Below are 24,657 nucleotides of genomic sequence, written 5' to 3' on the forward strand. Positions count from 1 at the left end.
TTCAGCTTGCCGTCTCGCGTTGCGTCAGGCCAGACAGAGGGCTGCCGCGCGCGAGAGACGAAGTGATTCGCCCGCGCGCCGATGGTCGGGGGCTGGTGCTGATGCTGAACGGGCGAGTGGGTGCAGGGCACGGCGTGTCCCCGCGCGGCGAGGCGACGCGTCAGCGCTCCGGCTGGACCCTCGCGCTCCTCGCCTCCACGGCGCTCGTGGCCGTGCCGCTGCCGCTCATCGGCTCGCGCGCCTCCGCGCAGGCCCCGACGCCGATCGACAGCCTGGCAGGCGGCCAGGGCGGCTACGGCAACTCGAGCATCAACTACAATGCCTCGGGCGGCGGCGGTGGCGGCGGGGCCGGCGGCGGCGGCGGCGCCGCGGGCGGCAACAAGTACCAGGAAATCGGCACCGGCGGCAGCGCCGGGTACGGCGGCACGTCGGTCAGGGGGCAGCCCGGCACCCGCTTCAATGGCCAGGGCGGCATGGGTGGCGGCACCAGTGCCACCGGCGGCGTCGGCTCCGGCGGCAACGGGAGCGGCGGGGCCGGCGGCATCACGCCGGGCGGGGCCGGCGCGGCCGGCGGGGATGGAGCGTCCGTCACCATGGGCGGCGGCGGCGGCGGCGGCGGCGGTCACGGCTACATGGGAACCGTCCTCCCGACCGGCCCGGCGACGGGCGGCGCGGGCGGCGCCGGTGGCGCGGGCATCGGCATCGCGGACCAAGCCGGATCGGGCGGCGGCGGCGGCGGCGGCGGCTTCGGTGCCGTCGTCAGGGCCGACGGAACGCTCGGGACGCTCTCGGCGACGCTCCAGGGCGGCAAGGGCGGCAACGGCGGAGCCAGCAGCCAGAAGTCGGGGCGGGGCGGCAGCGGCGGCGGCGGGCTGTATCTCGGGAGTTCGGCCACGACCGACCTGATCATCGCCGGGGCCGTGTCCGGCGGCGATGGCGGCCGGGGACCCGTCGCGAGCGGCAGCGGCGGCAGCGGCGTCTTCGCCGTCAACACCGGGGGCACCACCACCCTGACCCTGGCCAATACGGCCGTCGTGAAGGGCGGCGTGGGCGGGGCCATCTCCGGCGGGTCCGGCTGGGGGGAGGGCGGCATCGGGATCGGCGGGTCGAACCTCTCCGTCATCCTTCAGCCCGGCGCCTCGGTGACCGGCAACACGTCGAGCAACGGCTATCGCTCGTTCGGGATCCAGTTCACCGGCGGCACCAACGTGCTGGAGCTGGTCGGCAATGGCGGCAGCTCGGGGCAGACCTACGCCACCATCCTCGGCAGCGTGGTGGGGGCGACCGGGGCGGGGACCTCCAACACGCTGAAGCTCAGCGGCGCGGGCGGCGTCTTCGACGCGTCCATGCTCATCAACACGACTCAGTCCAGCACGGCGCAGCAATACAGGAACATCACCGCCCTCGACGTGAACACCTCGGGCACGTGGATCGTGAGCGGCACGGCGTCCGCGACCAACGCCGCGACGACGGTGAGGGCCGGCACGCTCCAGCTCGGCCTCACGAACGGCCCGGGCAAGCTGCCCGGAGGGGCGACGGTGAAGGCCGGCGCCGTCCTGACCAGCGGGACGTTCAGCGCAGCGAGCGGCGGTGCCGTCACGGTGGAGAGCGGGGGTGTGCTCCGGCTGACGCCGCGGACGGGGATGGCGATCTTCAGCGCCGGCGGCGACCTGAACGTGCAGACGGGCGCGACGCTCGATCTCACCTTGCGCGCGCCGACGACCACCGGGGTCATCAGCGTCGCGGGCAACGCGTCCCTCGCCGGCACGCTGCGCATCACCGATGGCGGCATGGCGGAGGGGACCTACCGGCTCGTCGACGTGACCGGCAGCGCCACCTCCAGCCTCACCATCGGCCCGGCCCCATCGGCCTACGAATACGCGATCGACACCAGCACGGCGCGGCAGGTGAACCTCCTCGTCACCGAGGTCGGCCTCTCGTGGAACGGTGCGACGACGGCCAGCCCGGGTCCGGCGACGGGCGGCAGCGGCACGTGGACCGCGGCGGCCGGCGGCGTGAGGAACTGGATCGATTCGGACGGGATCACCAACGTGGTCTCGGATGGCGGCCGGATCGCCCTCTTCGGGGGGACGGCCGGCACCGTCACGGTCGATAACGGCAGCGGCGCCGTCCAGGCCAAGGGATTGCGGTTCCTGACCTCCGACTACGCGATCACCGGCGGCACGCTGACCCTGGCGACGCCCTCGGGGGCGCCGAAGGTCAGCGTGGACGGGGCCGCGACGGTCGCGACGATCGCGTCCGTGGTGGCCGGCACGCAGGGCCTGACCAAGACCGGCGCCGGCACGCTGGTGCTCGCGGGCGAGAACAGCTACGCGGGCGCCACGGTGGTCTCGGCCGGCACGCTGCAGATCGGCGGCGGCGGCTCCTCGGGGTCGGTCGCGGGGGTGATCGCCAACAGCGGCGCGCTGGTCTTCGACCGCTCCGACACCGTGACCTACGGGGGCATCGTCTCCGGCTCCGGCACGCTGGAGAAGCGGGGAGCGGGCACGCTCATCCTCACCGGCGCCAATACCTACACGGGCACCACCACGATCTCGGCCGGCACGCTGCAGATCGGGGCCGGCGGGACGACCGGCGTGCTGCCCGGTGCCGTGACCAACAACGCGGCGCTGGTCTTCAACCGCTCCGACGTCACGGCCTACAACCGCGTGATCGCGGGCACGGGCACGCTGGAGCAGGCGGGCGGCAGCGCCAGCCGGCTGACCTTGACCGGCGCCAACACCTACACGGGTGCCACGACGGTCTCCTCGGGCATCCTGGAGATCACGAACATCGCGGCGCTCGGCGCCGATTCCGCCGGCACGACCGTCGCGTCCGGGGCGGCGCTGAGGATCGGTGCGGCCGGGACCCTGACCGAGCCGCTCACGCTGTCGGGGAGCGGAACGGGCAGTGGGTTCGGGGCCGGCGCGCTCGTCACGGGCGCCGTCACGCTGGCGGGACCGATCACCCTGGCCTCCGACGCGACGGTCGCCGGCGGCTCGATCACGATCACGGGCCCGGTCACCGGCGCGGGCGGGACGCTGACGCTCCTCAGCGGGAGCGGCACGATCTCGGGCGCCATCGCCACCGGCGCGGGCGGGCTCGTCAAGGCAGGGACCGGCATCTGGACGCTGAGCGGCGCCAACACCTATGACGGCCCGACCACCGTCTCGGCCGGCACCCTCGTGGCGAGATCCGCCTTTGCCCTCGGCAGCATCGCGGCGGGCACGACCGTCGCCGCGGGCGCGAGCCTTCAGCTGGCGAACGGCGTCCAGATCGGCGCCGAGGCCCTGACGCTGTCCGGGACGGGGGCCGGCGGCGCCGGCGCCCTGCGCGACGACGGCACGCCGACCGCCTTCGCCGGCCCGATCACCCTGGCGGCGGACAGCCTCGTCACGCTCAGCGGCTCCGCCATCCTGTCCGGCGGGATCACCGGATCGGACCGGAGCCTGACGCTCAATGCCACGGGCGTCACGATGATCCCGGGCGTGATCGCCCTCGGCGCGGGCGGGCTGACCAAGACCGGGACCGGCACGCTGATCCTGAGCGGCGCGAACACCTACCAGGGTGCGACGACGGTCTCCGGCGGCACCCTCGTCGCCGCCCACGACGCCGCGCTCGGCGGCGCGGCCGGCGCCACCACGGTGGCGGCGGGGGCGGCCCTCCAGCTCGCGGGGAACGTCGCGATCGGTCCCGAGGCGCTCACGCTCTCGGGCGCCGGGCCCTCGAATCTCGGCGCGCTGCAGACCGCCTCCGGCACCGGCAGCCTCGCGGGGGCCGTCACGCTCGCGGCCGACAGCGTCATCGCCTCCGACGGGACCCTCTACCTGCTCGGCGGCATCGGCGGCACCAACACCAACCTGACGCTGAAGGGCGGCGGGAGCGGCATCGTCGTCGGCGCGATCAATCTCGGCTCGGGCGGGATCACCAAGAGCGGCGCCGGCGAGTGGTCGCTGGGCGCCGCCAACGCCTATGACGGGGCGACGACGATCGCGGGCGGCACGCTCGCGATCAGCAACGCCGCTTCCCTCGGCAGCACGGCCGGCGGCACCACGGTCTCCCCGGGGGGGAGCCTCCGGCTCTCCGGCGGCATCGCGGTCGGGGCCGAGGCCCTGACGCTCGCCGGCACCGGCGCGGGCGGCCGGGGCGCGCTGGACAACGACGGCGTGACCAGCTTCGCCGGCCCGATCACCCTGTCGGCCGACGCCGTGATCGGCTCGACGGCCGGTACGCTCACCCTGTCGGGCGACATCGGGGGCGCCTACAACCTGACGCTCGGCGGCGCGGGCAACGGCACGATCCGGGGCGCGATCACCGCCAATTCCCTGACCAAGGCCGACGCCGGCACCTGGACCCTGGCGGGTGCGGGCGCCTATGCGGGCAGCGCCACGATCTCGGCGGGCACGCTCCAGATCGGCGACGGCGGCACCGCCGGGGCGGTGACCGGCCCCATCGTCAACGACGGCACCCTCGCCTTCAACCGCTCCGACAGCGTGACCCATGCCGGCGTCATCTCCGGCCTCGGCGCGCTGGAACAGCGGGGCGCGGGCACCCTCATCCTCACCGGGACCAACACCTACGCGGGCGCCACCACGGTCTCGGCCGGCACGCTCCAGATCGGCGATGCGAGCACCGCCGGCGTGATTTCCGGCTCCGCCACGGTCCAGCCGGGCGCCGTCCTCGGCAGCGGGGCGGCCGGCGGCACGATCAACGGCACCCTGACGGTGAACGGCGGCACCCTGCAACTCGCCGCCCGCCCGAACAATCCGGCCCTCGCCGCCGGCGCCCTGGTCCTGCAGGGCGGCGCCACCCTCGCCGTCACGCTGGGCGCGCCCACCGCCACGCCGCTCATCGCGGTGACGACCAGCGCCACCCTCGCCGGCACGCTGACCATCGCCAATGGCGGCGGCCTGGCGGAGGGCACCTACCGGCTGGTCGACCTGAACGGCACGGCCAGCGCGGCCGGCCTCGTCGTCGGCGCAGGACCGTCGGACTACGAATACACCCTCGATGTGAGCACCGCGAACCAAGTGAACCTCTCGGTTCTCTCGGGCGCACTCTACTGGAACGGCACCACGACGACGGGCAATACCGGTCCGATCGTCGGCGGCGGCGGCACCTGGACGGCTTCGGCCAGCGCGCTCAACTGGACCAACTCGGCCGGAACCAGCCGTGTGGCCTCCTCCGGCAGCAAGGCGGTGGCCTTCGCCGGCGCGGCCGGCACCGTCACGGTGGATGCCGTCACCGCGGGCGCGGTCGAGGCCAAGAGCCTGAAATTCGTCACCTCCGGCTACACGATCGCCGGCGATCCGCTGGTCCTCGCGGCGACGTCCGGCGCGCCCCGGATCGACGTGGTCGGGGCCGCGACGCAGGCCACCATCGCCGCCCCGCTCGCCGGCACGCAGGGCCTGGAGAAGGTGGGCGCCGGCACCCTGGTCCTCTCCGCCGACAACACCTACACGGGCGGCACCACGATCGCGGCCGGCACGCTCCAGATCGGCAGCGGCGGCGCCGCCGGCTCGGTCCCGGGCGACATCGTCAACGGCGGCGCGCTGGTGATCGACCGGGCGGGCGCGCTGACCTACGCGGGGGTGATCTCCGGCGCGGGCACCCTGGAAAAGCGGGGGGCGGGCACCCTCACCCTGACCGGTGCCAGCACCCTCACGGGCGGCACCACGGTCACCGCCGGCACGCTCGCGATCGGCGATGGCGGCACCGGCGGCGCGCTCGCGGGCGCCATCGTCAACGACGCGGCGCTGGTCTTCGACCGTGCGGATTCCGTGACGGTCTCCGGCGTCGTGTCCGGTTCCGGCACGGTCGAGCAGAGGGGCGGCGGCACGCTGACGCTCGCGGGCGCGAACACCCACACGGGCGCGACGACGGTGACCTCGGGCATCCTCGAGGTGACGAACCAGTCGGCGCTCGGCGCGGCTGCCGCGGGCACCACGGTCGCGTCCGGGGCGACCCTGCGGCTGCTCGCGGGCGGGGTCCTGGCCGAGCCGCTGACCCTGTCGGGGGCGGGGGCCGGCGGCGCTTCCGGAACGGGCGCCCTGGTTGCCGGGATCGCGGCGACCACCCTGTCGGGACCGCTCACCCTCGCGGCCGACGCGACGATCGACGGCGGCAACGTGCTGATCGTCGCGGGCGAGATCGGCGGCGCCGGCCGGACGCTGACCCTGACGGGAGCGGGCGGCAGCATCGCGGGGCGCGTCGCCACCGGGAGCGGCGGGCTCGTCGTGGCGGGCGGCGATTGGGAGATCGCGGGGAGCAACACCTACACGGGCGGGACGCTGATCCAGGGGGGCCGCCTGCTCGCCAGGAGCGCGGGCGCGCTCGGCGGCACGGCCGGCGGCACCACGGTCGCCTCCGGCGCGGCGCTCCACCTGGTCGGCAGCCCCGCCGGGGTGGCGATCGGGGCGGAGCCCCTGACCCTGTCCGGCGCCGGGGTGGGCTCCTCCGGCGCCCTCGCCAGCTCGCTGGGCGCCAACAGCTACGCGGGCGCCATCACCCTGGCGGCGGACAGCACGATCGGCGTCGCGGACGGCTCCCTGGACCTGACGGGCAATGTCTCGGGATCGGGCCGGACCCTGACCCTGCGGGGCGGCGGCGCGGGCACGCTCTCCGGCGTGATCGCCACCGGGAGCGGCGGCCTCGTCAAGGACGATGTCGGTTTGTGGACGCTGAGCGGCGCCAACACCTATGACGGCCCGACCTCGGTGTTCGGCACGCTCGTGATCACCGACGCCGCGGCGCTCGGCTCCGCGGCCGGGGGCACCACGATCCTCTCGGGCGGCACCCTCCAGCTCTCGGGTGGGATCGCAGTCGGCGCCGAGGCGCTGACGCTCTCCGGCAGCGGCTGGCTCGGCGCGGGAGCACTGCGCGGCACCGGCGGCGCGAACAGCCTCGCCGGGCCGGTCACGCTGGCGGACCGCAGCAGCATCGTCTCCGCGAGCGGCACGCTCACGCTCACCGGCCGCGTCGATGGAAGGGACGTCTTCCTCGATCTCCAGGGCGCGGGCGACGGCGCGGTCACGGGCCCGATCGCCCTGCAGGCGGGGGGCATCACCAAGACCGGCAGCGGCACCTGGACGCTCGGCGGCGCCAACACCTATGCGGGCATCACCACCATCTCGGCCGGCACCCTCGCGATCACCAACGCGGCGGCGCTCGGCACGACGGCGGGCGGCACCCGGGTCGCCGCGGGGGCGGCCCTCCAGCTCTCCGGCGGGATCGCGGTCGGCGCCGAGGCGCTGACGCTCTCCGGCAGCGGTGCGAACGGCACCGGCGCGCTGCGCAGCCTCGGCGCGAACAGCCTCGCCGGCCCGGTCACGCTGACCGGCGACACGAGGATCACGGCGGAGGCCGGGTCGCTCACGCTGTCGGGGGGCATCGGCGGCACCAATACGGCGCTCGTCCTGGGGGGCGCCGCCGGCGGCACGATCGCGGGCGCGATCGCCACCGGGACCGGGTCGCTGGTCAAGGACGATGCCGGCACCTGGACCCTGACGGGGGCGAACACCTACACGGGCGGCACCACGGTCGCGGCCGGCACCCTGCGGATCGGCGACGGCGGCACGGCGGGCGCGATCCAGGGCGCCGTGTCGGCGCAGGCAGGGGGGACGCTCGCCTTCGACCGCGCCGACGATCTCGCCTTCGGCGGCACGATCACCGGCGCCGGCACGCTGGTGAAGCAGGGTGCCGGCACGCTCACCCTGTCGGCGGGGAGCAGCACGGTCTCGACCGTCTCGGTCCTCGGCGGGACGCTGGCGCTCGCCGGCAATGCCAGCCTCGCCTCGACGGTCACGGTCGCCCCGGGCGCCACGCTGCGGGGGCCGACCGACGGCGTGGGCATCGCCGTGGCCGGCGGGGCGAATACCAGCCTGACGGTGCAGGGCGGCGGCCGGATCGTCGCCGCGCCGAGCAACCTCACCGACGGCCTCTCCGCCGACACGCTGGTGATGCAGCCGGGCGCCGCGATGACGGTGGTGCTCGACGGCCTCAAGGCGAATGCCGCGCTCTCCGCCAACAATGCGACGCTCAACGGCGTCCTCGACGTGACCGATGCCGGCGGCCTGGCGAGCGGCACCTACCGGATCATCCAGTACCGCGGCACCGCGTCGGGCAGCGGCCTGACCCTGGGGAGCGTGCCGGTCGGCTCCGAGTTCACCCTCGGCACGACGGCCGTATCGCCGGCCTCGAACGCGCTGGTTCTGTCCGTCACGGCCGGCCAGTGGTGGAACGGCGCCACGAGCACGGGCAGCGCCGGCCCCGTCCAGGGCGGGGGCGGCACCTGGGCTCTCGGCGCCACCAACTGGACCAACACGGCGGGAACCGCGCGCCGCGGCTGGAGCAACGGCGGCCTCGCGGTGTTCGGCGGCAGCGGCGGCACGGTCGCGGTCGATGCGACGGGCGGCGCTCCCTCCGTGAGCGGGATGCAGTTCCTCGTCGACGGCTATCAGCTGGACGGGGGCTCGCTCGTCCTGGCGGCCTCCTCCGGTCGGGCCCGGATCCGGGTCGGGGACGACGGCCCGGGCGCGAGCGCGACGGTCACGACCATCGGTTCGGGCCTCGTCGGCGTCCGCGGCCTGGAGAAGACCGGCACCGGCACGCTGATCCTGACGGGGGCGAACACCTATACGGGCGGCACCGCGATCACGGCCGGCACGCTGCGGATCGGCAGCGGCGGCAGCATCGCCGGCGCCATCGTCAACAACGCCGCCCTCGTCTTCGCGCCCGGGCCGGCCGCCGCCTTCAACGGCGCCATCTCGGGCACCGGCACCCTGGAGAAGGCGGGTCCCGGCCAGCTCACCCTGGCCGGCACCAACACCTATACGGGGGCCACCACCGTCTCGGGCGGGCGGCTCACCGTCTCGGGCGAGCTTGCCAGCAGCACGATCGCCGTCGCGGCGGGTGCCGAGTTCGAACTCGCCCGCTCCAGCAGCGCGACCTTCGCGGGCACGATCGCCGGCGCCGGCACGCTGATCAAGTCCGGCCCCGATACGCTGACCCTGACGGGCAGCGCGGCGCCCGGCGGCACCAGCATCACCCGCGGCACGCTGGCGGTCGGCAACGGCGGCAGCGCCGGCGCGCTCACCGGCAATGTGGTGATCGGCCCGGACGGCACCCTGTCCTTCAACCGCTCGGCCGCCACGACCTTTGCCGGCACCATCACCGGCAGCGGCGCCCTGGCGCAGCGCGGCACCGGCACGCTGATCCTCACCGGCACCAACACCCGCACCGGCTCCACCTCCATCGCGGCGGGCGCGGTGCTCCAGATCGGCGATGGCGGCGCCACCGGCTCCTTCGGCAGCGGCGATGTCGCCAATGGCGGCACGCTGGTCTTCAACCGCACCGGCACGACGAACTATGCCGGCTTCATCTCGGGCGGCAAGCTGCGGGTCGAGGGCGGCGGCACGCTCGAACTCTCCGGCACCAGCACCCTCCGGGGCGCTCCCGACACCGTCACCGTCGCGGCGGGCAGCACCCTCGCGCTGGTCGGCTGGGGCGCGATCAACGGCAGCGAGATCGGCGTCGTCAACGACGGCACCGTCACCTTCGCCATCGGCGGCTCGCCCAGCTTCGGCTACACCGATGCCAGCTCCTATTCCGGCGCGGGCAAGCTCGTGAACGCCGGCACCGGCAACTTCGTGGTGCTGACCGGCGACGTGAACCTCGCCGGCGGCATCGTGGTCGATGCCGGCTCGCTGATCATCGCCAACGGGCCGAGCGGCTCGCTGACCGGCAACGTGCTGATCAACGGCGGCAGCTTCTCGATCGCGCGCAGCAACGCCTACACCTATGCCGGCGACGTGAGCCATACGGGCGCGGGCGGCCTCATGGGCGTCGGCACGACGGGCGGCTCCATCGCCACCGTCACCACCGTGCTGGGCCACCTCGATCCCGGCCAGGGGACGGTGATCTCGGGCGGCACGCTGCAACTCGGCGACGGCACCTCCATGGCCGGCAGCCTCGCCGGGCCGGTGATCACCTCGCTCGCCGGGAACGGCGCGGGCCAGCTCGCCTTCCGCCACGCGACCGACGAGACCTTCGCGGGCGTCATCTCGGGCAGCGGCTTCGTCCGCCAGATGGGCGGCACGGGGCAGCACCCGGTGACGGTGACGCTGACGGGCGCCAACACGTGGTCGGGCGGGACGCTGATCGACGCGGGCGCGGTGCTGCGAATCGGCGACGGGACGGTCAACGGCGCGGTGGACGGCGTCGGCGCGCTCGGGGCGGTGACGAACGAGGGAGCGCTGGTCTTCGACCAGCCGGGCGCCTTCACGCTGGACGGGGCGGTGAGCGGCGCGGGCCGCCTGACGAAGCAGGGAGCCGGCACGCTGACGCTGACCGGGGCCAGCACCTATACGGGCGGCACCACGATCGCGGCGGGCACGCTGCGGATCGGCGACGGCGTCTCGACGGTGGCCGGGATCACCGGCGACATCGTGGACGATGCGGCGCTGGTCTACGACCTCGTCGGCGCCTCGACGCTGGCGGGCAGCATCTCCGGCAGCGGCACGGTGACCAAGCGCGGCGCCGGGACGCTGACCGTGACCGGCGATGTCGGCACGCTGGGCACCAAGATCGTGCAGGCGGGCACGCTCCAGGTCGGCGACGGCGTGACGGCGGGCAGGGGCTCGGTGACGGGCAACATCGCCGTCGCCGCCGACGCCACCCTGGCCTTCGACCGGCCGGACGCGGTCTACCGATACGGCGACGTGATCTCCGGCGCCGGCGGCGTGGCGCTGCTCGGCGGCGGTACGGTGACCTTCACCAACGCCAACACCTATACGGGCGCGACCACGCTCGCGGAGGGCGGCACGCTGGTGATCGGCGGCGCCGCGGGATCCCTGGCGAGCGACGTCGCGACCGGCGGCGGCGCCACCGCCGGCACGCTGGTCTTCGACCGCGCGGGTTCCGCGACCTACGCGGGCGCGCTCTCGGGCGGCGGCCGCCTGGAGCAGCGGGGTGCGGGCACCCTCGTCCTCGCCGGCGCCAACAGCTGGACCGGCGGCACCGCGATCGCGGCCGGGAGCACGCTCCAGGTCGGCACCGGCACGGCGAACGGCGCCGCGCCGTCCGCCCCCGGCGTGATGGGCGACATCGCCGATGCCGGCGCGCTGATCGTCAACCAGCCGGGCGACCTCGCCCTGGCGGGCGTGATCTCCGGCGCGGGCACGCTGACCAAGGCCGGCACGGGCACGCTGACCCTGTCGGGCACCAACACCTTCACGGGCCCGACACTCGTGAGCGGCGGCACCCTGTCCCTGGTCGGCGGCCGGGCGATCGGCGACCTGAACGCGGTGACGGTGGCGGCCGGGGCGGCCCTGGCCGTGGCGAATCCGGCCGGGGGCGAGGCGATCGGCTCCCTCTCGGGCGCCGGCACGGTGACGCTCGCCCTGTCCGGCGGCAGCCTGTCGGTCGGCGGCAACAACGCGTCGACGACCTATGCGGGCGCCATCGGCGGGACCGGCGGCCTCACCAAGGCCGGCACGGGCGACCTGACGCTGAGCGGCGCCAACACCTATGCGGGGACGACCACGGTCGAGGCCGGGCGACTGCGCCTCGCCGGCGGGGCCGCCCTGCCGGATGCCTCGAGCCTGATCCTGTCCGGCACCCTGGTGCTGACGAATGCGGATGAGACCATCGGGGGCCTCACCAGCAGCGGCGCCGGCGCGCGGGTCGAACTCGGCAGCCACGTCCTCACGGTCGGCGGCGCCTCGTCCGCGGGGAGCTTCCGCGGCGAGATCACCGGCACCGGCGGCCTGACCAAGATCGGCACCGGGACGCAGCAGCTGACGGATACGGGCGGCTTCACCGGCCCGGTGCGGGTGGTGGGCGGCACCCTCGATCTCGCCGGAGGCCGCGCCCTGGCGGACGGCGTCGCGGTGACGGTGGAGGCTGCCGGCACCCTGCGTCTGTCCAGCTCGGAGACGATCGGCTCCCTGGCCGGCAGCGGCGGCGTGACCACGGCCGGCTCGGGGAGGGTGACGCTGACCACCGGCGGCAGCAATGCCAGCACGGCGATGGCGGGCACGCTCGGCGAGGGGGCGGGCACGCAGCTCGCCCTCGTGAAGGCGGGGACGGGCACGCTGACCCTGTCGGGGGCGAACACCTATACGGGCGGCACCACGATCGCGGCGGGCACCCTCCAGATCGGCAATGGCGGCACCGCCGGGTCGATCGCCGGATCGGTCGCCAATGCCGGCATCCTCGCCTTCAACCGCTCGAACGCCGCGAGCTTCGGGGGCGCGATCTCGGGCAACGGCGCGCTCATGCAGCGCGGCAGCGGCACGCTGACCCTGACCGGGGCGAACACCTATACGGGCGGCACCACGATCGCGGCGGGCACCCTCCAGATCGGCAGCGGCGGCACCGCCGGGTCGATCACCGGCGACGTGGTGAATGCCGGCACCCTCGCCTTCAACCGTTCGAACGCGGTGAGCTTCGCGGGCGCGATCGCGGGCACGGGTGCGCTTGCGCAGCGCGGCACCGGCACGCTGACCCTGACGGGGGCCAGTACCTTCACGGGCGGCACCACGATCTCCGCGGGCACGCTTCAGATCGGCAGCGGCGGCATCGCCGGGTCGATCACCGGACCGGTCGCCAACAGCGGCACGCTCGCCTTCAACCGCAGCGACGCGATCACCGCCCCGGGCGCCATCACCGGCACCGGCGCCCTCGTCCAGCGCGGCACCGGCACCCTGACCCTGGTCGGCGCCAACAGCGCCGCGGCGGGCACCACCGTCGAGACCGGCACGCTCGCGATCCTCAGCGGCGTCCAGCTCGCCAGCGACGTCACCGTGCGCGCGGGCGCCACCCTCAGGGGCGAGACCAGCGGCACCGCCGCGGCCGTGCTGGACGGTGGGGTCACGGTGCAGAACGGCGGCACGCTCCTCGCCGCGCCCACCGCCACCGCCGGCAGCTACGGCCTGTCGATGACCCGGCTCACGCTGGCCAACGACGCCAATCTCTCGGTCGTGCTCGGCTCCAACACCGGCAACGCCGCGGTCTCGGCCGGCACCCTGGCGCTCGGCGGCGTGCTGAACGTCACCGATGCGGGCGGCATGGCGCTCGGCGTCTACCGCATCCTCGACTACACCACCCTCGCCGCCGATGGCGGGCTGCGGCTCGGCACGACGCCGCTGGCCCATGCGTACGAGATCCAGCGGCAGCCGGGGCAGGTGAACCTCGCCGTGATCGACGGCGACATCCTGTTCTGGAACGGCACGCGCACCGCGCCGGACGGCCGGGTGCATGGCGGCTCCGGCACCTGGAGCAGCGATCCGGCCCGGATGAACTGGACCACGACGCCCGCCAACCAGTCGCGGGCCTGGAACGGCAGCTTCGCGGTGTTCGGCGGCAGCGCGGGCACGGTGACGATCGACGGCCCGGTCGCGGCGACCGGCCTGCAATTCATGGTCGACGGCTACACCCTGGGTGGCGATTCCCTCGCACTCGCCGCATCCGGCGGGCGCACGCCCGTGCGCGTGGGCGACGGCACGCCGTCCGGCGCCGCCTTCCGGGCGACCATCGCCTCGGCCCTGACCGGCGGCACCGGCCTGGAGAAGACCGATCTCGGCACGCTGGTCCTGACCGGGGCCAACACCTATGCGGGCGGGACCGTCATCCGCCAGGGCACGCTGCAACTGGGCGATGGCGGGCGCTCGGGGGCGATCCCGGGGGATGTCCTCAACGAGGGCACGCTGGCCTTCGACCGCGGCGACGACATCCGGTTCGACGGCGTGATCGCGGGCACGGGCGCGCTGATCAAGGCGGGCGCGGGCACGCTGACCCTGACCGGGCGCAACGGCTTCAGCGGCATCACGACGGTGAGCCAGGGGCGCCTGCTGATCGCGGGCGGGGCCTCGCTCTCGGACACGGCCGCCACGATCGTGGCCGGCGGGGCGAGCCTCGCCCTGACGGATGCCGACGAGCTGATCGGCGGCATCGACGGGGCGGGCGCGGTGGCGCTGAACGGCCACTGCCTGACGGTGGCGGGCGGCGGGTCCTTCGCCGGCAGCCTCGGCGGCGGCTGCCTGGTGAAGACCGGCGCGGGCACGCTGACGCTCACCGGCAGCAACACCCACACGGCCACCACCGTGGCGGAGGGCACGATCCAGGTCGCGGCGGCCGCGGCGCTCGGCAGCGGCCCGCTCGCGCTCCAGGGCGCCGGTACGCTCCAGGCGAGCGCCAGCTTCACGGATGGCCGCGCGGTCTCGCTGACGCCGGTGGCCGGCAGCGGCGGCGGCATCGTCTCGGTCGACGACGCGCAGACCCTCACCCTGACGGGCGCGATCACGGGCGCGGGCGGCCTTGCCAAGGCGGGCAGCGGCACCCTGGTGCTCGGCGGCGCCAACAGCTTCGACGGGCCCACCATGGTGACGGCCGGGACGCTGGTGGCGGCGGGCGGCCAGGCGCTCAGTGACGCGAGCGCGGTGAACGTGGCGGGCGGGGCGCAGCTCGTGCTCCGCGCCAGCGAGACCGTGGGCTCCATCGCCGGGGCGGGCGGTGTGGTTCTGGACGGGGCGAGCCTGACCGCGGGCGGGGACGATGCCAGCACCACCCTCGCGGGGGCGGTCAGCGGCACGGGCGGCCTGATCAAGGCCGGCCGCGGCACCCTGACCCTCACCGGCGCCAACACCTATACGGGGGACACGCGGGTGACGGGCGGCGGCCTCGTCGTGGCCGGCCGCGTCGGCGGTGCCATCTCCGTCGAGAGCCGCGCCGCGCTCTCGGGCGGCGGCAGCGTCGCCGGGATCGTGCGCGTGCGCGACGGCGGCACGCTCGCCGGAAGCCAGGCCACCGGCCTGACCATGGGCGGGCTCGACCTCGCGCCCGCCGCCACACTGGCGGTGACGCTGGGCGCGCCGAGCAGCGCGGCGGTCTTCCAGGTCAACGGCAACGTGACGCTCGGCGGCACGCTCGCCGTCGCGCCGACGCCCGGCTTCGGCCTCGGAATCTACCGGGTCCTGTCCTACACCGGCACGCTGACCGATCCGGGCATGGGCGTCAGCGGCCTGCCGGGCGGGCTCGTGGGCGGGGTGCAGTCCTCGATCCCGAACCAAGTCAACCTGTTCGTGGAAGATCCCAACAGCCCGGTCGCCTTCTGGAACGGGTCGCACACGGCACCGACGCAGGCGGTGCTCGGCGGCAGCGGGGCGTGGTCGGCGGATGGGCGCAGCAACTGGATCAACGCCAACGGCACCATCGTCCGGCCCTGGAGCGGCGGCTTCGCGGTGTTCCAGAGCGCGCCGGGCACGGTGACGCTGGACGGTCCGGTGGCGGCCGCGGGCCTGCAATTCGCGGTGAGCGGCTACGTGGTGAACGGCGGAGAGCTCACCCTGACGGGGAGCGCGCCGACGATCCGGGTGGGCGACGGCACGGCGGCGGGCGCCGGCACGGTGGCGACGATCGGGGCGGTGCTGGCGGGCGGCGCCGGGCTGGCGAAGGGCGATCTCGGCACGCTGGTCCTGACGGGGGCCAACACATACGCGGGCGGCACCACCATCGCGGCAGGGACGCTGCAACTCGGCAATGGCGGCACTTCCGGCGCGGTCGCGGGCGACATCGTCAACGACGGCACGCTGGTGGTGAACCGCTCCGACAGCCTGACGCTGTCAGGCGCGATCGCGGGTCGCGGCAGGCTCGTTCAGGCCGGCTCCGGCACGACCGTGCTCACCGGGGCCAACACCCACGCGGGCGGCACCACGATCGCGGCGGGCACGCTCCAGATCGGCGACGGCGGCACTGCGGGCTCGCTCGGGGGCGACATCGTCAACGACGCCACCCTGGCGTTCAACCGCAGCGATGTGCTGACCGTGGCGGGCACGATCTCGGGCAGCGGCAGGCTCATCCAGGCCGGCCGCGGCACGACCGTGCTCACCGGCACCAACACCTATGGCGGCGGCACGACGATCGCGGCGGGTACGCTTCAGCTCGGCACCGGCGGCACCTCCGGCGCAATCATGGGCGACGTCGCCACCAACGGCACATTGGTGGTGAACCGCTCCGACAGCGTGACGCTGTCGGGGGCGATCGCGGGCAGCGGCACGCTGGTGCAGGCCGGTTCCGGCACCACGATGCTCACCGGGGCCAACACCTACACCGGGGGCACGACCATCGCGGCGGGCACGCTGCAACTCGGCAATGGCGGCACTTCCGGCGCGATCACGGGCGACGTCGCCAACGGCGGCACCCTGGTGGTGAACCGCTCCGACAGCCTGACGCTGTCGGGGGCGATCGCGGGCCGCGGCAAGCTGGTGCAGGCCGGCTCCGGCACCACGGTGCTGACCGGAGCCAACACCCACACGGGCGGCACCACGATCGCGGCGGGCACCCTCCAGATCGGCACCGGTGGCACCTCCGGCGCGATCTCGGGCGATATCGTCAACGACGCCACCCTGGCGCTCAATCGCAGCGACGCGCTGACCGTGGCAGGCGCGATCTCGGGTCGCGGCAGGCTCGTCCAGGCCGGGACCGGCACCACCATCCTGACCGGGACCAACAGCTACGCGGGCGGCACCACGATCGCGGCGGGCACGCTCCAAGTTGGCAGCGGCGGCACCTCCGGCGCGATCGCCGGCGACGTGATCAACAACGGCACGCTGGCCTTCAACCGCAGCGATGCGGTGACCTTCGGGGGCGTGGTCTCGGGCCGCGGCAAGCTGGTGCAGGCCGGCTCCGGCACCACGGTCCTGACTGGCGCGAACACCTATACGGGCGGCACCACGATCGCGGCGGGCACCCTCCAGATCGGCAACGGCGGCACCTCCGGCGCGATCTCGGGCGAGGTCGTCAACGACGCCACCCTGGCGTTCAACCGGAGCGACGCGCTGACCGTAGCGGGGGCGATCTCGGGCCGCGGCAAGCTGGTCCAGGCCGGCTCCGGCACCACGGTGCTGACCGGGGCGAACACCTACACGGGCGGCACCACCATCGCGGCGGGCGCGCTCCAGATCGGCAATGGCGGCACCTCCGGAGCGATCGCCGGACCCGTCCTGAACAACGCGGCGCTGGTGATCGACCGCCTCGACGATCTCACCCTCGCGGGAGCGATCGCGGGCAACGGCGCCCTGCGCCAGCAAGGGGCGGGCACGCTCGCCCTGCGCGGCGCCAACACCTATGCGGGCGGCACCACCGTCGCGGCCGGCACCCTCGATGTCGCCGCCCGCGCCCATCTCGGCACCGGCGGCCTGACTTTGGCCGGCGGCACTCTGCGCAGCAGCGGCGCTTTCACCTATGACGGCCCGGTGAGCCTCGCGGCCACCGCCGCCATCGATACCCGCCAGGACCTCACCCTGTCGGGCGTCGTCTCGGGGCCGGGCGGGCTGCTCAAGCAGGGCGCGGGCCTGTTGAGCCTGACCGGGGACAACACCTACGCGGGCGGCACCCGCATCCAGGGCGGCCTGCTGCGGGTGGGCGGCGATCAGACCCTCGGCGCCGCCGCCTCGGGCGTGACCCTCGACGGCGGCGGCCTGTCCGCCGCGGCGAGCTTCACCACCGGCCGCGCCATGGCGCTGGGCGCCGCCGGCGGCACGTTCGACGTCACCGCGGCCGCCGACACGCTCACCCTCGCGGGCGCGGTCACGGGCGCGGGCGGCCTCACCAAGACCGGGGCCGGCACCCTCCTGATGCTCGCCGACAACACCTATGCGGGCCTCACCACCGTCGATGCCGGGACGCTCCAGATCGGCAACGGCGGCACCGCGGGCTCGATCACCGGCAACGTGATCAACAACGCCAAGCTGGTCTTCAACCGCTCCGACACTTACGCCTTCCAGGGCAACATCACCGGCCCGGGCGACGTGACCTTCGTGGGCGGCGGCCGGGTGCTGTTCACCGGCACCGACGCCTATACGGGGCGCGTCACCGTGGACGAGACGGTGGTGCGGCTCGATCCGGGCTCGGCCACCTCCTCGCCCTTCACGGTCAACGCGGGCGGCACCATCGGCGGCACCGCCAGCATCGGCGGGCTCACCGTGAACGGCGGCGGCACGGCGGCGCCCGGCTACTCGCCCGGCACGCTGACGGTGACCGGCCCGGTGGCCTTCAACGCCGGCTCGCTCTACGCGGTCGACGTGACACCCACCGGCGAGCACGACCTGATCGTGGCGAGCGGCCCGGTGACGCTCTCGCCCGATGCGCGCGTGCAGGTGGCGGCGGTGCCCGGCCGCTACAGCCCGACCGCGAAATACGCGATCCTGACCACGTCGGACGCGATCAGCGGCCGCTTCGGCACGGTCTCGTCGAACTTCGCCTTCCTGAACCCGGAGCTGAGCTACGACGCGCAGAACGTCTATCTGGGCCTGACCTATACGGGGAAGGAATTCGCGGACTTCGCGCGGACCCGCAACCAGATCGCGGTGGCGGGCGCCGCGCAGCGGCTCCAGGCGGGCAGCCCGGTCTACGATGCGCTGGTGGTGCTGTCCGACAATCAGGTCGCGCCGGCCTTCGACCAGCTCGGCGGCGAGGCCTACGCCTCGACGCGGACCGTGATCCAGCAGCAGGCGGGCTACCTGCGCGACGCGGTCGGGGCGCGGCTGCGGCAGGCCACCGGCGCGGCGGGCGATCCGCTCGCCGTCGCCGCCCAGGCGGCCGGCCCCGCCACGCTGAACTTCGCGGCGGACGTGATGCCGACCGTGTGGATGCAGGCCTTCGGCGGCTTCGGCCACACGCTGGGCAACGGCAACGCGGCCTCCATCTCCAACACGGATGCGGGCCTGTTCGCCGGCCTCGACGTGAAGCCCCTCGACACGCTGCGGGTCGGCGTGGTGGCGGGCTTCAGCCGCTCCACCTTCGACGTGAACGCCCGCTCCTCGACCGGGGTGATGAGCAACTACGACATCGGGCTCTATGCCGGGTGGTCGCTCGGAGGCTTCAGCCTGCGGGGCGGGGTGGCGCAGAGCTGGCACGAGATCACGGCCTCGCGCCGGGTGGCGTTCGCGGGCTTCTCCGGCTCGAACAGCGAGCGGTTGACCACGGGCGTGACGCAGGTGTTCGGCGAGGCGGGCTACGACCTGACCCTCGGGGACACCACGGTCCAGCCCTTCGCGGGGCTGGCCTACGTGGCGGCGGGCGGCAACACGATCCGCGAACTCGGGAGCGCCTCGGCGCTGACGGGCCGGATCCGCGGCCAGGAGGTGACCTACGCGACGCTGGGCGTGCGGGCGGCGACGAGCATCATGCTGGGCGACCGGCTGGTGACGCCGAGCCTGACGCTGGGCTGGCAGCACGCCTTCGGGGATCTGACGCCGACCGCGCGCCTGCTGTTCCCGGGCGGGACGCTGCCCTTCCTGAGCGCCGGGGTGCCGGTGGTGAAGGACATGGCGGTGGTGGGCCTGGGCCTCGCCTACGAGGTGTCGGAGCGGGAGCGGATCCAGGTCACCTATACGGGCCAGGTGGGCGTGCGGGCGATGCAGAACGCCTTCACGGCCCAGTACTCGCTGCGGTTCTGACCGCGGCCCGGGCTCGTCCCGGCGGCGATACCGCGCGGACCGGCCCCGGCCCGCGCGCTCCGGATGCTCCGGCCGGCTCCCGGGCCGCCGGACTCCTTCCTTTCGGTTCAGGTGGTTGAGAGACATGACGACAGACGGCTCGAAGCGCGGCGTCACCCGGATCGGCGCGGCTTGGTGCGGCACGCTGATCGCGGCGCTCGTCGCGGGCGGGGCTGCCGGTGCGGCGCGGGCCGAGGCGCAGAAGGCCGTGGCGCAGGCCACCCCCGCGCCGGGCAAGGCCGCTCCGGCGGCGGCCGCCCCGCAGGGCGGGGCCGGCTCCGCCGCGGCGGAGCCCGAGGTGACCACGGCGACCTATCAGGATTGGCTGGTGCGCTGCGTGACGCCGCCCTCGGCGGCGAAGCTCTGCGAGGCGACGCAGACGATCCAGGTGCAGGGGCAGGCCGGCCCGATCGCCATGATCGCGGTGGGCAGGCTCGCCGCGGACGGCCCGCTGCGGGTGGCGGTGCAACTGCCGGCCGGGATCTGGCTGCCGGCGGGGGCGAAGCTCCAGGCGGGCGAGAAGGCGGCGCCGGTGGCCTTGGAGTTCAAGCGCTGCCTGCAGGGCTGCTTCGCCGAGGCGGAGGTGGACAAGGCCCTGGAGCAGACGCTGCGGACGGCGTCGGGCTCCGGCAGCCTGGCCTTCGAGGACGGCGCGCGCCGGCCCGTGACGGTGCCGTTCTCCTTCCGCGGCTTCGTCCCCGCCCTCGACGCCGCGGTGAAGGCGCGCTGACGCGCGCCGCACCCCGGCGCGCGCCTCCGTCATCGGCCCGCGCCAGCGCCCGGGCGAGAAGATGGACCGCGATATAGGCGGCCTCCGTATCGGCGGAGGGTGTCGGCCCCTCGGGGAAGCGCGTCGCATAGGCCGCCGTGAAGGCCCGGTTGCGGGGGCTGTCGATGGACGAGAAGTAGACGCTGGAGCTGATGTGTCCGTCGACCGCCTCCGGCCCGATCGCCTCCAGCTCGGGCTCGGCCAGGCTGCAGCTCGCCACTGGGATCTCTCGCGGTTGATCGATGCCGCGCTCCCGGCAGGCGCGGCGGAACGCCCGGAAGAACGCGTAGGCCGAGACGCCGATCAGTGTATTGAAGACGAAATCCGGCCGCACGGCCAGGATCGCTGCGATCACTTGGCCGAACTCGGTCTCGCCGACCGCGAAGTAGCGCTCCGCCGCGACGCGCCCGCCCGCGAGCGCGAGGGCTTCACGGAGGATGCGGTTGTTCTCCCAGGCCCAGATGTAGTTGGCCCCGACGCAGAACGCCGTCCGGCCGCCGCGGGCGAGCAGGTGCTGCACCAGGGGCACGATGTGCTGGTTCGGGGAGGCGCCGGTATAGACGACGTTCTCGGATGTCTCGAAGACCTCATAATGCGACGGATACCAGAGAAGGCCATCCATCTTCTCGAAGATCGGGATGATCTCCTTGCGGCTCGACGATGTGTAGCAGCCGACGACGTGGCGGTGGCCGGTGCGCAGCAGCCGGTCCGCACCTGCGGCATAGCCGGCGATCTCCCCTTCAGGATCGACGATCGTGGGGACGAGCGCGACGCCGGCGGCCGTCTCGTTCACCTCCTCCACGGCAAGACGGGCGCCGTTCTGCATGGCGCGCCCGACGAGCCCGTAGGGGCCGGCGGTGGAGAACAGGAAGCCGATACAGTGGCGCTGCTGGGTCATGAGCCTTTGAACGCAAATAGCCCGCCAGCGCGGTAAGCGCTGCGGGCTGCATTGCCGAAAGAGGTTTGACCGGATTGGCGCGAGCCTGGGCATCTTTGCCCCGCGCCTGAAAATCAGGCTCCTCGGTTACGGCAGCAATGTCAAGCCCGATCTGCTGCGCTGTCGCGAGCAGGCCGGCCCCCAGCCGAGCCGAGCCGTCCCAAGCGGGCCGGCATCCGGACAGCAGGGCGTTCGGCAGCCCGCAAATCTCATCTCCAGCCTTCCTCTCCTTGGCGGACGGGCAAAGTGCTGATCGAGACTGGCTCCTTCGGCAGGATCGGGTGGGTAACGCGAGTGGAACAACAGAGATCGTGCCAATAAAATTGACAGTCTGCATTTCATGATACTAGGATTGCGGCTCGGGCGCCCTATCGCCTGCCGCGATGACCGGGGCATTGCGGAGACTGGCGCCGTCAAAACAGCTCCGGCGCCGATGGCTGAGAGGTCGTTGAATCCACTCCAAGTTAATGCGGGACCCGATCCTGGGGGATAGGAGGGATGATCGGTCGGGGAGATGGGCCGGATCTGGCCGAGGCTGGATCAAGGCGGAAGAGCCGTGAGTTCCGCCCGCGAGCGTCGTCCCCCCTCGACAACCTCGTGCATGGCGGAGGAACCGCCTGCATGCCGATCCAACGCAGGAGCAACGGGCCCGTCTCAGCATCCTTCGCCGAAGCGGCCGTCGGTTCGGTGGCGGAAACGATGCGACAGCAAGGACTTCAACGGAATGGCGTCGGGCAGTTCCGTTGAGGCCGAATCGACGCGAGGGAGACTCCGGATGGCGATGGACCAGGTTCAAGGGCCGCTCCCCTCCTCGACGCCGATCGAGCGCGACGCCCGCCTGGTGTCCACGGATCACAGGGTCGCCCCGAGCGAGATCGCCATCGGCGTCATCATCGGCCGCGCCGCCGAATACTTCGACTTCTTCGTCTTCGCCATCGCCTCGGTGGTGGTGTTCCCGAAGGTGTTCTTCCCCTTCGCGGAGCCGGTGACGGCGACGCTCTACGCCTTCGCCATGTTCTCGCTGGCCTTCATCGCTCGGCCGATCGGCTCGGTGGTGTTCACCGCGATCGACCGCCGGCACGGCCGCGGCGTCAAGCTGTCGATCGCGATGTTCCTGCTCGGCTTCTCCACCATGGCGATCTCGTTCCTGCCGAGCTACGCGCAGATCGGTGCCTGGTCGCTCTCCCTTCTGGGTGTTCTGCGGATCGGACAGGGCCTGGCCCTGGGCGGCGCCTGGGATGGGCTCGCCTCGCTCCTCGCGCTCAACGCGCCGATCGAGCGCCGGGGCTTCTACGCGGCCCTTCCGCAACTCGGAGCGCCGTTCGGCTTCATCGTGGCCGGCACCCTGTTCTCGTTCTTCCTCCTCAACCTGTCCGAGGCCGACTTCCTGGACTGGGGCTGGCGCTTTCCGTTCTTCTGTGCCTTCGCCATCAACGTCGTGGCCACGTTCGCGCGCCTGCGCCTCGTCGCAACCGAGGAATTCGCCAACCTGCTCGAACGGCGGCGGCTCGAGCCCTCACCGATCATCCCGCTGATCCGGGATCATGCGCGCGAACTCATCATCGGCGCGCTGATCCCGCTTGCGAGCTTCGCGCTGTTCCACCTCGTGACCGTGTTTCCCATCAGCTGGATCACGCTGTTCACCCACCGCTCGGCGGGTGAGTTCCTGATGGTGCAGTGTTCCGGCGCCTTCATCTGTGCGGGCGCGATCCTGGCATCGGGCCTGATCGCCGACCAGATCGGCCGCCGCATGCTCCTCCTGATCGCGGCGGGCCTGATCGCGGTCTTCGCGGTCGGCAGCATCATCGCCCCCCTCCTCTTCGAGGAGAACGCGATCGGCCAGACCATCTACGTCAATGCTGGCTTTGCGCTGCTCGGCCTCTCCTACGGGCAATCATCCGGCGCCGTGACGTCCCGGCTCGAACAGCGCTACCGCTACACCGGCGCGGCACTCACCAACGATCTTGCCTGGCTGCTCGGCGCGGGCTTCGCACCGCTGATCGTCCTGTTCCTCTCGGCCCGCTACGGACTGGCCTGCGTCGGTCTCTACCTGCTGTCGGGGGCGGTCACGACCTTGGTGGTGCTCGGCATGTCCCGCTCGGAGATCCGCCAGGTTTGAGCCGCGCGGACATCGCCGTGTCCGCTCCACCCATTCGCACCTCGCTGCCCGCGGCGGTGCGGGATCACGGAGTGACTGCCCTGGCCATGGTCCTCACCCGCCCGCCCGCCCACCGCCCGCGCGGATCCTGGCCCCGCCGAGCCCTGCGCGGCGGCGCGCCGCTCGCCGCCACGGGGCTGCTCGCCGGCTGCAACCTGGTGGTGCTCAATCCCGCGGGCGACGTCGCGGTTCAGCAGCGCAATCTCCTCGTCGCCTCGACCGCGCTGATGCTGCTCGTCATCGTGCCGGTGATCGCGCTCACGTTCCTGTTCGCATGGCGCTACCGGGCAACGAACCGGGAGGCGACCTACGATCCCGACTGGCACCACTCGACACAGCTCGAAGTGGTGATCTGGACGGTGCCGCTGCTCATCATCATCGCGCTCGGCGCCATGACCTGGATCAGCACGCATACGCTCGACCCCTACCGGCCCCTCACCCGGATCGGCCCCAACAAGCCCGTGCCCGCGGACACGAAACCCCTGACCGTCCAGGTCGTCGCACTCGACTGGAAGTGGCTGTTCATCTACCCCGAGCACGGCGTCGCGAGCCTGAACGAGATGGCCGCGCCGATCGACGTGCCGATCTCCTTCAAGATCACGTCCTCCTCGGTTTGGAACACGTTCTACGTGCCAGCACTCGCCGGCATGGTCTACGCCATGCCGGGCATGCAGACTCAGCTTCACGCCGTGATGAACAAGGAAGGAACATTCACCGGCCAGTCGGCGCATTACAGCGGCTCGGGGTTCTCGCGAATGATCTTCGACTTCCGCGGCCTGTCCCGGCAGGGCTTCGACGAATGGGTGGCTCAGGCCAAGGGGTCGGGAACGCGTCTCGACCGCGAGGGCTATCTGAAACTCGAGAAGCCGAGTGAAGCCCTGCCGGTCGCGTATTACGGCACGGTCGAGAGCGGCCTCTTCGACGCGATTCTCGGCCTGTGCGTCGAGCCGGGCCAGATGTGCGTCGCGCAGATGCATCACATCGACAAGGCGGGTGGCGCGGGCAAGGAGGCCGAGGCGAACCGGGAGCGGCTCGAATATGACAGCCGCCGTGCCAGGAGCGGCGACGAATCGCCGGCCGCCACCTTCCCGGCATCGGGCCGCCCACCCCAGGGCTCCGTCCAGCCCGAGGGCATGATGCCCCGCGACCAGTCCCTGAGCCGCGGCGGCGTCAACGAGCGCGAGTCCGAGCCGGATCGGGGTCAGGGCAACGCGCTGCCCGGCGCCGGCCGGGGGACCGCGCCGGCTCAGTTGAACAACCGTCCCGTCGACCGCCACCAGCACTGACCCAAGCGAGT

The 24,657-nt window shown here is 73.4% G+C and carries 4 protein-coding genes and 1 pseudogene; 4 read left to right on the top strand and 1 reads right to left on the bottom strand.

Translation table 11 applies throughout. The annotated features are described in order from the left end of the window. Window positions 1–62 precede the first annotated feature (62 nt). Together ACE101_RS12520 and ACE101_RS12525 are read left to right on the top strand one after the other, a co-directional pair. Window positions 63–19,457, top strand: a complete 19,395-nt coding sequence (locus ACE101_RS12520; protein ID WP_379129733.1) for an autotransporter-associated beta strand repeat-containing protein — start codon at window positions 63–65, stop codon at window positions 19,455–19,457. Between the two features lie 124 nt (window positions 19,458–19,581). Further along, a pseudogene (locus tag ACE101_RS12525) lies at window positions 19,582–20,148 on the top strand (invasion associated locus B family protein); the annotation flags it as partial. Here ACE101_RS12525 and ACE101_RS12530 read toward each other — a convergent pair. Beyond that, window positions 20,042–21,163: a transporter substrate-binding protein gene (locus ACE101_RS12530; protein WP_379138621.1), complete on the bottom strand. Its 1,122-nt coding sequence runs from the start codon at window positions 21,161–21,163 to the stop codon at window positions 20,042–20,044. The pseudogene ACE101_RS12525 and the gene ACE101_RS12530 sit on opposite strands and share 107 nt — an antisense overlap. Window positions 21,164–21,977: 814 nt before the next feature. On the opposite strand from ACE101_RS12530, the gene ACE101_RS12535 reads away from it, so the two are divergent. Both ACE101_RS12535 and cyoA read left to right on the top strand, forming a co-directional pair. After that, a complete protein-coding gene (locus tag ACE101_RS12535; protein WP_379129735.1) occupies window positions 21,978–23,321 on the top strand; it encodes an MFS transporter in 1,344 nt (447 codons plus the stop codon). Between the two features lie 86 nt (window positions 23,322–23,407). Next, window positions 23,408–24,646 (top strand): ubiquinol oxidase subunit II, encoded by a 1,239-nt coding sequence (gene cyoA / locus ACE101_RS12540; RefSeq protein ID WP_379138622.1) that lies wholly within the window; start codon window positions 23,408–23,410, stop codon window positions 24,644–24,646. Window positions 24,647–24,657 lie beyond the last annotated feature (11 nt).

The organism is Methylobacterium carpenticola, assembly GCF_042748905.1.
GTDB lineage: Bacteria > Pseudomonadota > Alphaproteobacteria > Rhizobiales > Beijerinckiaceae > Methylobacterium > Methylobacterium carpenticola.

Bases quoted from the DNA above. Each gene is read 5' to 3' on its own strand.
- ACE101_RS12530 (WP_379138621.1), bottom strand. From the start codon at position 21,163: ATGACCCAGCAGCGCCACTGTATCGGCTTCCTGTTCTCCACCGCCGGC.
- cyoA (WP_379138622.1), top strand. From the start codon at position 23,408: ATGGTCCTCACCCGCCCGCCCGCCCACCGCCCGCGCGGATCCTGGCCC.
- ACE101_RS12535 (WP_379129735.1), top strand. From the start codon at position 21,978: ATGGCGATGGACCAGGTTCAAGGGCCGCTCCCCTCCTCGACGCCGATC.